General features: G+C 72.0%; 14 protein-coding genes. 1 reads left to right on the forward strand and 13 read right to left on the reverse strand.

All coding sequences use genetic code 11. The features are described 5' to 3' along the window. Positions 1 to 45: 45 nt before the first annotated feature. The 9 genes from J7I97_RS14520 to J7I97_RS14560 form a co-directional block, all read right to left on the reverse strand. Positions 46 to 1,515: an FAD-dependent oxidoreductase gene (locus tag J7I97_RS14520; protein ID WP_214934820.1), complete on the reverse strand. Its 1,470-nt coding sequence runs from the start codon at positions 1,513 to 1,515 to the stop codon at positions 46 to 48. Between the two features lie 2 nt (positions 1,516 to 1,517). Continuing rightward, complete coding sequence (locus J7I97_RS14525; RefSeq protein WP_214934822.1) at positions 1,518 to 2,459, reverse strand: aromatase/cyclase; 942 nt, start codon at positions 2,457 to 2,459, stop codon at positions 1,518 to 1,520. 43 nt (positions 2,460 to 2,502) lie between these two features. Continuing rightward, on the reverse strand, positions 2,503 to 3,285 hold the full coding sequence (locus J7I97_RS14530; protein WP_214934824.1) for an SDR family NAD(P)-dependent oxidoreductase: 783 nt from the start codon (positions 3,283 to 3,285) through the stop codon (positions 2,503 to 2,505). 12 nt (positions 3,286 to 3,297) lie between these two features. Beyond that, positions 3,298 to 3,567 (reverse strand): acyl carrier protein, encoded by a 270-nt coding sequence (locus J7I97_RS14535; protein WP_214934826.1) that lies wholly within the window; start codon positions 3,565 to 3,567, stop codon positions 3,298 to 3,300. A 46-nt stretch (positions 3,568 to 3,613) separates the two neighbouring features. Further along, complete coding sequence (locus tag J7I97_RS14540) at positions 3,614 to 4,828, reverse strand: ketosynthase chain-length factor (protein ID WP_214934828.1); 1,215 nt, start codon at positions 4,826 to 4,828, stop codon at positions 3,614 to 3,616. Next, complete coding sequence (locus J7I97_RS14545) at positions 4,825 to 6,096, reverse strand: beta-ketoacyl synthase (protein WP_214934830.1); 1,272 nt, start codon at positions 6,094 to 6,096, stop codon at positions 4,825 to 4,827. Before J7I97_RS14545 ends, J7I97_RS14540 begins: the two co-directional genes overlap by 4 nt. After that, on the reverse strand, positions 6,093 to 6,422 hold the full coding sequence (locus J7I97_RS14550) for a TcmI family type II polyketide cyclase (protein ID WP_214934832.1): 330 nt from the start codon (positions 6,420 to 6,422) through the stop codon (positions 6,093 to 6,095). Before J7I97_RS14550 ends, J7I97_RS14545 begins: the two co-directional genes overlap by 4 nt. Before the next feature lie 240 nt (positions 6,423 to 6,662). Next, on the reverse strand, positions 6,663 to 7,358 hold the full coding sequence (locus J7I97_RS14555; RefSeq protein WP_214934834.1) for an antibiotic biosynthesis monooxygenase family protein: 696 nt from the start codon (positions 7,356 to 7,358) through the stop codon (positions 6,663 to 6,665). Positions 7,359 to 7,406: 48 nt separating this feature from the next. Continuing rightward, positions 7,407 to 8,879, reverse strand: a complete 1,473-nt coding sequence (locus tag J7I97_RS14560) for an FAD-dependent monooxygenase (protein ID WP_214934836.1) — start codon at positions 8,877 to 8,879, stop codon at positions 7,407 to 7,409. A 168-nt stretch (positions 8,880 to 9,047) separates the two neighbouring features. On the opposite strand from J7I97_RS14560, the gene J7I97_RS14565 reads away from it, so the two are divergent. Further along, positions 9,048 to 9,530 carry a nuclear transport factor 2 family protein gene (locus tag J7I97_RS14565; RefSeq protein ID WP_214934838.1) on the forward strand — a complete coding sequence of 161 codons (483 nt, stop codon included), beginning with the start codon at positions 9,048 to 9,050 and terminating at the stop codon, positions 9,528 to 9,530. Positions 9,531 to 9,691: 161 nt separating this feature from the next. Here the strand turns inward: J7I97_RS14565 and J7I97_RS14570 are convergent, their stop codons facing one another. The 4 genes from J7I97_RS14570 to J7I97_RS14585 form a co-directional block, all read right to left on the reverse strand. After that, positions 9,692 to 10,111 (reverse strand): pyridoxamine 5'-phosphate oxidase family protein, encoded by a 420-nt coding sequence (locus J7I97_RS14570; protein ID WP_214934840.1) that lies wholly within the window; start codon positions 10,109 to 10,111, stop codon positions 9,692 to 9,694. A gap of 175 nt (positions 10,112 to 10,286) precedes the next feature. Further along, a complete protein-coding gene (locus J7I97_RS14575; RefSeq protein WP_214934842.1) occupies positions 10,287 to 10,427 on the reverse strand; it encodes a hypothetical protein in 141 nt (46 codons plus the stop codon). Positions 10,428 to 10,462: 35 nt separating this feature from the next. After that, on the reverse strand, positions 10,463 to 12,022 hold the full coding sequence (locus J7I97_RS14580; protein ID WP_214934844.1) for a condensation domain-containing protein: 1,560 nt from the start codon (positions 12,020 to 12,022) through the stop codon (positions 10,463 to 10,465). A gap of 229 nt (positions 12,023 to 12,251) precedes the next feature. After that, the gene (locus J7I97_RS14585) at positions 12,252 to 13,040 is read right to left on the reverse strand and encodes a 4'-phosphopantetheinyl transferase superfamily protein (RefSeq protein ID WP_308363495.1); all 789 of its coding nucleotides are present in this window, start codon (positions 13,038 to 13,040) and stop codon (positions 12,252 to 12,254) included. Between the last annotated feature and the right edge of the window lie 107 nt (positions 13,041 to 13,147).

The raw sequence follows: 13,147 nt of genomic DNA on the forward strand, positions 1-13,147 counted from the left end.
GTGGTGTGGGGAGTCCGAGGGCGCGAGCCCCCGGAGCGGCGCGGCTCAGCGGCCCGGGCCGAACCAGCGCTCGAGTGCCTCCCGCAGCCCGGCCCCGCCGGACCCCGCCCAGGCGACGTGGCCGTCCGGGCGGACCAGCACACGGTCGACGCCCTCCAGGGCGCCGCCCTGCTCGGGGAGGGCGGCGACCACGGTGACGCGGTCCGCCCAGCCGCCGGTGTCGGGCAGCGGGTCGCCCGCGCCGCCGCGCAGGTCGAGCAGCAGGCCGTGGTGTTCGCGCAGCAACCGCGTGGTGGTGACGGTGCCTTCGCCGGCCAGCAGCACGGTGTCCGGCAGCCGGAGCCCGAGCAGCTCGTGTGCGGGCCCGCCGACGTCGTAGCGCACGTCCAGGCCGCTGATCATGCCGGCGAGGTGGGCCCGTACGTCCTCCAGGGCGATCAGCTCGCCCAGTACGGTGCGCAGCGGCTCCACCTCGGGGCCGCCGAGCAGCATCATGGCCTGGGCCCTGATGTTGGACAGGACCCGCCGGCCGACCGCGTGCCGCTCGGCGTGGTAGGTGTCGAGCAGTTCGGCGGGGGCGGCTCCGCGCACGTGCAGCGCGAGCTTCCAGCCGAGGTTGAACGCGTCCTGCAGACCGAGGTTGAGGGCCTGCCCGCCGATCGGCATCTGCCGGTGGGCGGCATCGCCGGCGAACAGGATCCGGCCGTGCCGGTACCGGGTGAGCTGGCGGGAGGCGTCACCGAAGGAGTTGACCCACAGCGGCGTGCCGCCGCTGATGTCCTCGCCGGTGACCCGCTTCCAGACGTCGGCGATCTCCTCGAACCGCGCGTCGCCGGTACGCGGCTTCGCGGCCGAGCCGAACTCGTGCACCATCACCCGCGTGACGCCGTCGTTGCGGCGCGCCGCGATGGCCAGTCCATGCTCCAGGCGCTGGAAGCGCCGGTTCGGGACCTCGATGCCGTCGACGTCGGCGCGGATCAGTTCGCGGCCGGCGTTCTCGCCGGGGAAGTCGGCGCCGGTCAGGGCCCGTACGGCGCTGTCCTCTCCGTCGCAGGCCACCAGGTAGCGGGCGCGCAGGGCCAGCTGCCCGTCGCGGCCCTCGGCCTCGGCCAGGGCGTGCTCCCCGGTCTCTCGCAGGGCGGTCAGTTCGTGGCCGCACCGGATGTCGGCGCCCAGCGAGATCGCCCACTCCTCCAGGACCGCTTCGGTCTTGGTCTGCGGCACCTTCCACTGGCCCGGGTGGGGGCTGGGCAGGGTGAGGTCGAGGGGGATGCCGCCGAAGTGGCCGCGCGGCTCGTTCGGCGGGGTGCCGATGTCGGGCAGCAGCCCGCGGCTGTCGAGGATCTCCATGGTGCGGGCGTGCAGCGTGGAGGCCCTCGACTCCGTGCTGGGGGCGCGCCGCTTCTCCAGCACGACCACGTCGGCGCCGCCGCGGGCCAGTTCACCGGCGAGCATGAGCCCGACGGGACCGGCCCCGACGACGACGACATCCGCCTCCAGACGGTCCGACGCCATGGTCAGGCCTTCTGCTCGGCGTAGGCCTTGGCGTGGGCCAGCGTGGCGCTGCTGTTGGTGGACAGCGCGGTGTGCACGTAGGCCCGGGCGTCGGCCACGGTGGCCTCCGGGCCGAGGATCCGCGCGATGTTGTCCGTGTTGATGGTGACGGTGTGCTGCGAGGAGGCGGCGTGGCCCTCGTCGTTCTCCTCGAAGGTCCACTCGCCGGTGTGCAGGGTCATCAGCGCGGGCAGCGTGACCTGCTTGTAGGCGATCTTGTGGTGGGGGAAGACGACCCGGTACGACTTGGTGGTGTGCACCGAGCCGTCCTTGGCGCGGGTGTCCATCTCCAGCTCCTGGAGACCCGGGGTGTCCTCGGCCAGGCGGACCACGGCGACGTGGGGGAGCCGCTCGGCCCACAGGTTCGCCTCGTTGATGAAGTCGAACGCGTCCTTCGCGCTGCCGGCGATCTGGACGGTGTCGACGAACGAGAAGGTCAGCTCCTCGGTCTCGGCGGCGTGCGCGAGCTCGACGTTCGTCTTGAGCGCGGCCAGTTCCGAAGTGCTGTTCTTGTCCACGGCCCGCTGGATCCACAGCAGGTCGTGCGGGTCGTCGTCGATGGCGCTGTAGTCGTGCAGCAGCCTGACCCGCGACTGGCTCTCGCCCAGCGGCTCGATGATCCAGGTGCCGCCCATGGCCTTGACGGGCGGGGCCGGGACCTCCTGGCGGAAGGTGATGCGCAGGCCCTCGGGGTCCAGGGTGCGGCGCGAGGTCCAGTTCTTCGGCTGGCCGTTGGCGGTGGCCCAGATCCGGATCTTCTCCTCGTTGCCCTCGGCCTCGATCCGGTCCACGTGGATGGTGGGCGGGAAGATCCGCGGCCAGTTGGTCACGTCCGCGAGCAGCTGGTAGACCGCTGCCGTGGGGGCGCCGATGGTGATCTCGTGCTCGACCTCACGCGTCGTCATGACGGGCTTTCTCCTCGGTGTTGTCGCTGTGCGTGGGGGCGTCTTAGAAGTTGCCCAGGCCACCGCAGACGTTGAGCGCCTGGGCGGTGATGGAGGCGGCCGTGTCCGAGGCCAGGTAACCGACGAGGCCGGCGACCTCCTCGGGCGTGGAGTAGCGGCCGAGCGGGATCTTCGACTGGAACTTTTCGAGGATGGCGTCCTCGGAGGTGTCGTAGGCCGCCGCGTAGCCCTGGCGCACGCGCTGGGCCATCGGGGTCTCGACGTAGCCGGGGCAGACCGCGTTGACGGTGATGCCGGTCGGGGCCAGCTCGTTGCCGAGGGCCTTGGTGAAGCCGACGACGCCGTGCTTGGAGGCCGAGTACGGGGCGCCGAGGACGACGCCCTGCTTGCCCGCGGTGGAGGCGATGTTGATGACGCGGCCGCGGCTCTTGTGGCGCAGGCCACCGGTGTTGAGGGCGGCGTGGGTCACGCGGAAGACGCTGTTGAGGTTCGTGTCGATGACGTCGTCCCACAGCTCCTCGGCGATGTCGGCGGTCACGCCGCCGCCGGAGCGGCCCGCGTTGTTGACCACGACGTCGACGGTGCCGAACCGGTCGACGGCGGACTGGACCCAGGCGGTGACCGAGGCGGTGTCGCGGACGTCGACGACTGCGCCGTCCACGTCCAGGCCCTCGGCCTGGAGCTCCTTGACGGTTTCGGCGATGTTGTCGGCGTTACGCGCGCCGATGAAGACCTGGTGGTTGTTCTGGGCCAGCAGGCGGGCCGAGGCGAGGCCGATTCCGCTGGTGGCGCCGGTGACCACGGCGACCTTGGGGGTCTGCGTCATGTCCGTTTCCCTTCAGGCAGCCGTGGCGGGCGCGAGCTGCGCGTTGACGACGTCGATGAAGGCGCGCGGCGTGGTGGCGTCGTTGACGGCCTCCTCGTCGAGGGAGATGCCGTACTCGCGCTCGATGAGGCTGCCGGCCTCCAGCAGCGCGAGCGACTCGTAGCCGAGCACGTCGAACTCGGTGTCGAGGATGTCGCTGTCCAGGTCGACGCCCTCGGCGACGCCGGCGGCCTCCCGCAGGGTGCGCTTGAGCTCGTCGAGGGTGAACGCCTTGCTGGCCATGGTGAGAGTCCTTTTCTTCGGTGGTGTGGTGGGGCGTCGTACGGCGCTACGAGGCGGCGCGCACGACCATCGCGGAGTTGAAGCCGCCGGTGCCGCGGGCCAGGACCAGCGCGGTGCGCACCTCGGCCTGCCGGGGCTGGCCGAGGACCAGGTCGATCGGGTAGTCCCGGCACGGCTCGACGTGCACGGTGGGCGGGATGACGCCGTCGCGGATCGAGAGGAACGCGGCCGCGAGGTCCAGCGACGCGGCGCCCGAGTAGAGGCGTCCGGTCATCGTCTTGGGCACGGTCACCGGTACGGCGCGGTCCCCGAAGACGGAGCTGATCGCCTGGGCCTCGATGAGGTCGCCGGCCGGGTCGCCCGCGCCGTCGGCGAAGACCACGTCGATGTCGGCGGGGACGGCCTGGGCGTCCGCGAGGGCGATCTGGATCGCCTTGCGCAGGCCCGGCTCGCGTCCGCTGCCGGGCTTCGGGTCGATCGTCGAGCCGTAGCCGGCGATCTCGCCGTAGATGTGGGCTCCGCGGGCGCGGGCCGCCTCGGCGTCCTCGGTGATGAGGATCGCGCCGCCCTCGCCGGGTACGAAGCCCCGCGCGTCGCGGTCGAAGGGCAGGTAGGCCCGGGCCGGCTCGTCGCTGGTGCTCAGCTTGCCGGTGGACAGCTGCGCCACCCAGCCCCAGGGGCAGATGGAGGCGTCGACGCCGCCGGTGACGATCAGCGAGGTGCCCTTGCGGATCTGGCGCCGGGCGTGGGCGACGGCGTCGAGGCCGCCGGCCCCCTCGCTGACGACGACGCCGGCGGGGCCCTTCATGCCGTTGCGGATCGAGATCTGGCCGCTGTTGACGGCGTAGAACCAGGCGAAGGACTGGTACGCCGAGACGTACTGGCTGCCCCGGCTCCACAGGTTCTGCAGCTCGCCCTGGCCGAACTCGAAGCCGCCCGCGGCGGACGCCGTGATGACGCCCATGTCGAACTCGGGCAGCTCGCCCGGCTGGACGCCCGCGTCGGCGAGGGCCCAGTCGGTCGCCACGAGCGCGAGCCGGGTGACCCGGTCGGTCTGCGGCAGCAGGCGGCTGGGGAGGTATTCCTCGGCCTGGAAGCCGGGAACCTCGCCGGCCAGCCGGGCCGGGTAGCTGGACGGGTCGAAGTGGGTGATGCGGCCGATGCCGTTCTTCCCACTGCGGGTCGCCGCCCAGTAGTCCTCGGCACCGAGCCCGTTGGGGGCTGCGATGCCCAGGCCGGTGACCACCACCGACGCGGTCATACGAGGCTCCTTTCGGGGCTGGCCAGCACCATGGCGCTCTGGAAGCCGCCGAATCCGCTGCCGACCGTGAGGACCGCGTCGACCAGCTGGTCGCGGGCGGTCACGGGGACGTAGTCGAGGTCGCACTCCGGGTCCGGCGTGTGCAGGTTGGCCGTCGGGGGTACGACGTCGTACTCCATGGCCAGTGCGGACGCGGCGATCTCGATGGAGCCGATGGCGCCGAGCGAGTGCCCGACCATCGACTTGATGGAGCTGACCGGGGTGCGGTACGCGTGGTCGCCGAGGCTGCGCTTGAAGGCGGCGGTCTCGTGCCGGTCGTTCTGCTTGGTGCCCGAGCCGTGCGCGTTGATGTAGTCGATCGCCTCGGGGTTCAGGCGGGCCTCGCCGAGGGCGAGGTTGATCGCCTCGGCCATCTCCAGGCCGTCGGGGCGCAGACCCGTCATGTGGTACGCGTTGCTGCGGGTGGCGTAGCCGGCGATCTCGGCGTAGATGTGCGCGCCGCGCTTCTTCGCGCTCTCCAGCTCCTCCAGGACGAAGAAGGCGGTGCCCTCGCCGAGCACGAAGCCGTTGCGCGTGCCGTCGAACGGGCGCGAGGCGTGCTCCGGGTCGTCGTAGCGCGGGGTGGTGGCCTTGATGGCGTCGAAGCAGGCCATGGTGATCGGGGAGATCGGGGCGTCCGAGGAGCCGGCGATCACCACGTCCGCCGAGCCCTCGCGGACCAGCTCGACGGCGTAGCCGACCGAGTCGATGCCGGAGGTGCAGCCGGTGGAGACCACGGTGCTGGGGCCCTCGGCGCCGACGGCCCAGGCGACCTCGGTCGCGAAGGAGCTGGGCACCATGTGGTTGTAGAGGTGCGGGGCCGCGTAGGTGTGGTCGACCAGGTCCAGCCGGCCGCCGTTGCTGACGACCCGGTACTCCTCGTCGAGGCCCATGGTCGCGCCGACCGCGCTGCCGACGGTGACGCCGATGCGGGTGGGGTCGATCCCGCCCAGCTCGATGCCGCTGTCGGCGACGGCGCCGCGCGAGGCGACGACGGCGAACTGCGCGGCCCGGTCCAGGCGGCGGACCTCCTGGGGGGTCAGGCCGTGCGCGTACGGGTCGAAGTCGACCTCGGCGGCGACCCGCGAGCGGAACTGCGTGGGGTCGAAGAAGGTGATCCCGCGCGTCGCCGTGCGGCCTTCGCTCAGCAGGTTCCAGAAGTTCTCCTTGCCGACACCACCGGGGGCGATCACCTCGATTCCGGTGATGACAACGCGTCGCCGGGTCACGCGGACGCCTCCCAGTTGTAGAAGCGCGTGGCCATCGCGTCGGCCGGCGAGCGCCAGGTCTTCGGGTCGTACGCCTCGATGAACGGCTTCAGGTCCTGGCTGATCTGGATGAAGCGCGGGTCGGCCTTGGCGGTCTCGATGAGCTCACCGCCGTTGTCCTCGTCGAAGTCCTGGAGGTGGAAGTAGAGGCCCCGGTACGAGAACAGCTGGCGGCGCCGCGTTCCCATGCTGTGGGGCATGTCCGTCTCGTCGAAAGCGGAGAACAGCTTGGCCACGTCGTTAGTCGAGGCTGCTGCCATCCGGGCGACAATCAGCGTGCTGTGCATACGGTTTGAGCTCCTCAGCGGTTGCGTGGGAGGGGTCGGGCAGCAGGCAGGGTCTGCGCGGCGGCCTGAAACGAGCCATCGCCCTCGACGGTGCGGCCCGGCGATAGCGCCCCGCACGGGGGCTGCCGGAGTCCCGCCGGAGCCGCGCCTTTGCCCCGGGACGCCCGGCCCCGCTCGGGGGCCGGGCGTCCCGGTGGCGTTGCGAGCCGTGCGCGCCGCGTGGCGGCGGCAGGGGTCTTACTAGGCCGCGGCGGAGCGGGTGTGCACGACCCGGTAGGTGTTGCCGTCCACGGAGGTGGCGACGGCGTTCACGCGCGCCTCGGCCTTCTTGCGGCCCTCCGGCAGCTTCTCCTCGGGCAGGTTGCGGTGGGCGTCGTACGCCTCCTTGCTGTCCCACTGCGAGTAGGAGACGACGAAGGAGCCCTCGAGGCCGCGGGCGCGCAGGCCCTTGAGGATGACGAGCGAGCGGAAGCCGGGGGCGTCCACGATGCCGGCCTGGCCGTTGCCGAGGGCGTCGATCAGCTCGGCCTGGTTCTCCTCGGCGACGCTGAAGACCGCGATGGCCGTGTGGGCGTCCACGTCCGGGCCGATCTCGACGACGCCGCCCTGCGAGGGCTGGGTCAGGACGTGCGCGACCTCGTTCTGGAGCAGGCGGATCGAGGTGGTGATCTCGCCGAAGACGGGGAGCGTGCGGTGCTTGAACTCCTCGCCGGCGTAGCGCTTCTCGAGGTCCTCGCCGCTGCGCCACTGGATGAAGTTGGCGGTGCCCGGGCTGTCGACGCCCGCGTGAACGGTGCTGGACATCCAGCCCTCGTAGGTCGCCGCGTCGACGATCTTCGTCATCTCCTGGATCAGGCTGTCCTGCTTCTCAGGCGCGTCGGTGGTGAAGAGGTTGAGAACGGTGAGGTGCTTGTCCTCGATGGAGATGGTGGGCATGATCCTTCGCTTCCTTTGAGGTGACAGGTGTGCGGGACGGAGCGCGCGTCAGTTCGCGGGACCGAACCAGCGGTTGAGGGTGTCGGTGAGGGCTTCGGAGCCGGCGCCGGAGGGCGCGACCCAGGCGACGTAGCCGTCGGGGCGCACGAGGATGCCGTCCACGGGGGCGTCGCAGTCGATCTGGTCGGCGGCGACCACGTCGACGCGGTCGGCCCAGCCGGCGGCCGCCTCGCGCAGGCCGTGGTCGCCGCCGAGCTCCAGGAGCACGGCGCGGCCGGCGTTCAGCAGCGTGAAGGCGGAGGTCTTCTCGCCGTCGACGACCAGGTCGCGGTCCGGCAGGCGCCGGCCGACCAGCGGGTGGTCCACGCCGCCGAGGTCGTGGCGGATGTCCAGGCCGGTGACCATGCCGACGAGGTGGCGCTTGACGGAGTCGTAGTTCTCCACCAGCTCGCCGAAGACCTCGCGCATCGGGGTGATCTCGTCACCGCCGAGGTAGAGGATCCGCTGGGCGAGGGTGTTGGTCAGGATGCGGGCGCCGACCGGGTGCCGCTCGGCGTGGTACGTGTCGAGCAGGCCCTGGGGCGCCTGGCCCTTGATGTCCAGCGCCAGCTTCCAGCCGAGGTTGACGGCGTCCTGGACGCCCGCGCTCATGCCCTGCGCGCCGATGGGCAGGTGGATGTGCGCGGCGTCGCCGGCGAGGAAGATCCGGCCGTTGCGGTACGCGGCGGCCTGGCGGCTGACGTCGGTGGTCGAGCTGACCCACAGCGGCGTCGCGCCGCTGATGTCCTCGCCCGACAGCCGCTGGAAGGCCTCGGCGACCTCCTCGAAGGTGATCGGGTCCGGGCTGGTGCGCAGCGGCTCGTCGCGGTCGAAGTAGATGATGCGGCTGCGGTCCGGGCCCATCGGGATGACCATGACCATGCCGCCGGGCACGCGCTCGCCGCTGAAGCGGGGGCGCAGCTGGATGCCGGCGACGTCCGCGAAGCGCAGCTCCAGCGTCGGCTCGGTGCCCGGGAAGTCGATCCCGGCGAGCTTGCGCACGATGCTGCGGGCTCCGTCGCAGCCCACGACGTGGCGGGCCCGCAGCCGGACGGGGCCGTCGGCGCCCTCGGCGAGGACCGTCACACCCTCGTCGTCGGACTCCAGGCCGGTGACCTCGACGCCGCGGCGCACCTCGGCGCCCAGCTGCTGGGCCCAGCCGCCGAGGATGCCCTCGGTGCGGGCCTGCGGGATGCCGCGGGCTCCGTACGAACCGCCTTCGAGCACCTGGTAGTCGAGGGGCACGCCGCCGAAGTGGCCGAAGGGGATGACACCCACTTCGCCGAAACGGGCGATGAGGCCGCGCTGGTCGAATTCCTCGATGGTCCGTGCGGAGAATCCGAGGGCCCGCGACTGCTGCATCGGCTCGGCGAGCTTGTCAAGCACGGTCACCGAGACTCCATTGAGCCTCAATTCACCCGCGAGCATAAGTCCGGTGGGACCGGCCCCCACTACGACGACGTCCACATCAAAGGAGTTCATTTGCCCTCTTCCCACTGGTGTTCGGCCAGTATTGCGAGGGCGCTCGACGGCCGTAAATAGGCATCAGTGCAGGCCTTGGACAATAAATGCCAGAAAAACGTCGGGTACGTCAGATCTTTGACAATCGGGCTTGCCGCGGGAGGTGCCGGAGACTGCATTCTCACAGGTATGACCTTCAACCAAATCTCCGATGAATCCGCGACCGAATCTGCGGCGGAATCCCGCGCTCAGGTCGCGGCCCTGCTCGACCGCTACCTCCTCTCGCTCGACGACGAGGAGCTCGACGCCGCCTGGGCGGAAGAGCTGTTCACGAAGGACGCGGTCGTCGCGTTCCCGATGAACCAGCACGAGGGCATCGCGGGCATGCCCGAGTACCACAGCACGGCGCTCTCGGCGTTCGCGGCCACCCAGCACCTCGGCTCCTCGGCCGTGGTCGTGCTGGACGGCGACCGGGCCTCGCTGCGCGCCAACCTGATCTCCACGCACGTGCACCACGCACGGCATGCGCGCCCCCAGGGGGACCTGCCGCCGATCTTCGCCACGGGTACGTTCGTCAACGGCGAGGCCCGCCGCACCGAGCGGGGGTGGCGGCTGACGCTGCTGTCCTTCCGGCTGCTGTGGGCGGACGGCAGCCCGGCACCGGCGGCGTGAGCGCCCGATACCGGAGACCAACGCGTGCGGCGGCGCCGAGGGGTTCCCGGCGCCGCCGCACGCGTGTCCGCGGTTGTCGTGGCTCGTGGCTCGTGGCTCACGGTTCGTGGCTCGTGGCTCGTGGCTCGTGGCTCACGGTTCGTGGCTCACGGTTCGCTGTCTCAGGTGTTGAGGCTGAGCACCTTGTCCACGGCGATCTCGATGACCACCCGGCCGGGCGGGTTGGGCGGAGCGGACCAGTAGCGCTTGGCGTACAGCTTCGCCCCCAGGACGATCCGCGCGGGATCCTCCACGACCGTGGCGGTGCCTTCGAGCGTGACCCAGGTGAAGTCCTGCACCTGGCAGAGCGCCACCCGGCTGCCCGGGGCGGCCAGCAGGTTCCTCGCCTTGCGCGAGGAGGCGACCGTCATGACCCGGGCGAGGCCGGCCGCGACGTCCCAGGTGAACCGTACGGGCGCCACGTGGAGCGTGCCGTCGGGCCTGATCGTGGTGAACGCGGCGACGTACTGCGCGTCGTTCAGGAACGCCTCGACCGAGGGGGACACCGTCAAGGCGGCCGGACGCTGCTTCGACAGCGACATCGTGTGTGAGTCCTTACTTCCGCTGGGTGCCATGGGGCTTTCGCCGGGACCAGGGAAAAACTGTCCGGGCCCGGGGCACGCAGCGTGGCAAAGTGCGCTCGACCCTCACTGGAAAAGCACTCGGCGACCGGTCGAGCCCCATCGGGCCGCCGGTCACCGCCGGTCACCGCCGGATTCAGTCGATGCTGCGGACGATGGTGAATTCGGCGTCGTCCTCGTCCGCACCGGCCAGCCGCAGCGGCGGCGCGGCCCCCACGGGAACCATTCCGAACACGGCCGCTTCGATTTCCCGGAACTCTTCCCTGCCGTGGTCCATGGGGCGCCTCCTTCGTGGTCGGTCGCCCCAAGGTGTCAATATTCGCTCGTGCCCCGGTCGACGACGGGTCGCCCGCCGATCGAATGCGGGCGGCGCCGGGAGGCGTTCTCGTCCGCGGTGCACCGCCGCTTCGCGACGCGCGGCGGCTCGTCCCCGTCCAGGGCGGCCAGTACGTCGGCCACGCTCGTGGTCTCCCCGGTGGCGGGCAGGTGGCGCAGCAGCCGGGCGCACTGGCCGACCAGCAGCTCCGCGTCGGCGTCGGAGATCCGGGCCCGGTCGTGGACGGCGGCCAGCGTCAGCGAGCCGTCGGCGCCGCGGTGGGCGAGCAGGGCGACGGGGAACACGGTGTGCGCGCCGCTCGCGTGCACGGCGTCGAAGCGGACACCGGTGCCGGCGAGATCGGTCCGCAGGTCCACCGGCGGGCGCGGGGTGCTCTCCACGGCGACCATGCTGTCCAGCAGCTTCCCGCCCGTCGCGCGGCCGGTCCACTCGTGGATCTGCCCGGTGGAGACCCATTCGTAGGCGGCCATGTCCAGCGCCCGGTCCCGCAGTTCCGTCAGCAGGCGGCCCATCCGGTGCGCGGGGTCGACCAGGACGGCCATCGGCAGGCAGTTGCGCATCGGACCCAGCAGCCGCTCGACGGCGTCCAGGGCGATGCCGCGGCCCGAGACGGTCACGCCGAAGCCCACCGGCGCGGGCCCGTCCACCCCGGCCGCGCGGTACAGCAGCAGCGCCCAGACGGCCTGGAGCGCGCTGGAGTCGGGCAGGGCCCTGGCGGCGGCCCAGCGGTGCAGCCGGTTGGCCTCGGCGCCGCTCAGCCATGCCTCGGCACGGCCGCACCCGCTCTCCCGGGTGTCGGGGCCGGGCTGGGCGGGCAGCAGGGCGGGCGCGCCCTCGGGCACGGCCCGGGTCCAGAAGTCCCGTGCCGGGGCGGCGTCCTGGCGCTCCAGCCAGCGCGCCCAGTCGCGGATGTCGGGCCTGCGCTCGCCGCCGGGCAGTACGCCGTCGGCGAGGTAGGCCCGGCAGAACTCCTCCAGGAGCACGAACACGCTCCAGGCGTCGAGGAGTCCGTGGTGGAAGGTGAGCAGCACGCGTGTGGCGGCCGGGGCGCTGCCGAGTACGGCGGGGGACGCGGCGGAGTGGCCGGGATCGGCGGCGAAGTCGACGAGCGTGACGCGCAGCGGGCCAGGGCGGCGCACGTCGAAGCCGCGCAGCCGGTCCTGCTCCAGGAGTTCGTCCCAGTCGACGGTGCCGGCCGGGTGGCGCACCACCTCGGGGCGGGCGTGGTCGTGGAACACGACGCGCGGATCCGGCTCGTAGTCGAAGGCGGCGCGCAGCACGGTCTCGCGGTCGACGACGGACTGCCAGGCGGCGGTGAACCGCTCGGTGTCCAGCGGGCCGCGCCAGCACCACGAGAACTGCTCGATGTGCCGCCCGCTGCCCGGGTGCGCGAGGAAGTCGAGCAGCAGGTCGTGCTGCTGCCGGGTCACCGGGATGGACGGCTGCGCCGGGCGGCCGGACGAGGCGGCCCGGGCGGAGGCGGCGTTGCGGCCCAAACGGCCCCGTACGGGACGTCGGCGGCTCGGCCTGGCCATGGGTCGCCTCCTTGGGTCGCTCGCTGCTTCCTCCTGTACGGGCCCCGTCGGTCACGGGTGCCCTCGGGGGGCGGAGCGGCGTGCCCGAGGGCGCGGTACTCCCTGGCCCATCGTGGAAGAGCGTGCTGCCAGATCCCTGACGGGGGGCTGATACGGCTCGGGATCCGGCGGGGAACGCCTCGGGAGCGGCCTCAGCCGCAGGTGGGGCGCCCGGGCGGGGTGCCGGTGCTCAGTCCGTCGGCCGGCTCATCGCGGAGAGGAACCCCCGGTCGAGCATGGTCTCCACCGACGTGTCGCCCGCGGTGTTCAGCCCCGCGTCGTGGCAGGCCACGCTGAGCAGGTAACGGCCCATGACCGGGTGGGTGGCGAAGCCCCACTCGCCGCGCGTGGCGGAGCTGCCGTCGGGGGCGCGCAGCCGGCCGCCCCGGCTGAAGCCGAACTCCTTGAAGCCGAGCCGCAGTCCCTGGCCGAGCGCCTTGCTGTAGGCCTCCTTGAGCGTCCAGAGCCGCAGTGCGTGGGCGACCCGCTCGCTCTCGGGCAGCTCGGCGAGCTCCTGGGCCTCGGTCGGCGTGAGGATGCGCGTCTCCAGCAGCTCCAGGGGTACGTGGCGGTCGGCGAGCTCCACGTCCACCCCGATCCGGCCGGTGCGGCTGAGCCCTACGGCCATCAGCTCGCCGGTGTGGGTCAGGCTCAGCTCGAGCTGGTCGAAGCCGCGCAGGTACGGGCGTCCGCCCAGCCGGTAGGCGAGGTCGAGGTACTCGGGTGTGGTGCCCAGGGCCGTGGCGGCCATGTACTTGATGAACAGCCGGGCGGCCGCGAACCGGTAGCGCACGGCGGCGTCGGGGGTACGGCGGTAGCGGTCCCAGTCGTGGCCGAGCAGCTCCCGCAGCCGGGGGTTGGTGAGCACGCTGGGCAGCCACTCGCCCCAGGTCGTGTAGACCACCGCGTTGCCGAGCTGCGACAGGTTCTCCCGCACCCCCTGCCAGGGACCGGTCGGCCGCGGCACGTGAAGAGGCACGGCACATGTCACCTGGTCCATCGTCGTCTCCCTGCGTGTAGTCCCGCCCGGCCCGCCTCGCGGGGGTCGGGCTGCGATAAGCCGGGGCTGCGTCCGAACGGGCGCTG

Origin of the sequence: Streptomyces sp. ISL-87, assembly GCF_018614095.1 — a bacterium.
GTDB lineage: Bacteria > Actinomycetota > Actinomycetes > Streptomycetales > Streptomycetaceae > Streptomyces.

Excerpts from the sequence above, each read along its gene's own strand:
- J7I97_RS14570 (WP_214934840.1), bottom strand. The coding sequence starts at position 10,111 with ATGTCGCTGTCGAAGCAGCGTCCGGCCGCCTTGACGGTGTCCCCCTCG.
- J7I97_RS14575 (WP_214934842.1), bottom strand. The coding sequence starts at position 10,427 with ATGGACCACGGCAGGGAAGAGTTCCGGGAAATCGAAGCGGCCGTGTTC.
- J7I97_RS14540 (WP_214934828.1), bottom strand. The coding sequence starts at position 4,828 with ATGACCGCGTCGGTGGTGGTCACCGGCCTGGGCATCGCAGCCCCCAAC.
- J7I97_RS14565 (WP_214934838.1), top strand. The coding sequence starts at position 9,048 with ATGACCTTCAACCAAATCTCCGATGAATCCGCGACCGAATCTGCGGCG.
- J7I97_RS14535 (WP_214934826.1), bottom strand. The coding sequence starts at position 3,567 with ATGGCCAGCAAGGCGTTCACCCTCGACGAGCTCAAGCGCACCCTGCGG.
- J7I97_RS14560 (WP_214934836.1), bottom strand. The coding sequence starts at position 8,879 with ATGAACTCCTTTGATGTGGACGTCGTCGTAGTGGGGGCCGGTCCCACC.
- J7I97_RS14580 (WP_214934844.1), bottom strand. The coding sequence starts at position 12,022 with ATGGCCAGGCCGAGCCGCCGACGTCCCGTACGGGGCCGTTTGGGCCGC.
- J7I97_RS14550 (WP_214934832.1), bottom strand. The coding sequence starts at position 6,422 with ATGCACAGCACGCTGATTGTCGCCCGGATGGCAGCAGCCTCGACTAAC.
- J7I97_RS14555 (WP_214934834.1), bottom strand. The coding sequence starts at position 7,358 with ATGCCCACCATCTCCATCGAGGACAAGCACCTCACCGTTCTCAACCTC.
- J7I97_RS14530 (WP_214934824.1), bottom strand. The coding sequence starts at position 3,285 with ATGACGCAGACCCCCAAGGTCGCCGTGGTCACCGGCGCCACCAGCGGA.
- J7I97_RS14520 (WP_214934820.1), bottom strand. The coding sequence starts at position 1,515 with ATGGCGTCGGACCGTCTGGAGGCGGATGTCGTCGTCGTCGGGGCCGGT.
- J7I97_RS14525 (WP_214934822.1), bottom strand. The coding sequence starts at position 2,459 with ATGACGACGCGTGAGGTCGAGCACGAGATCACCATCGGCGCCCCCACG.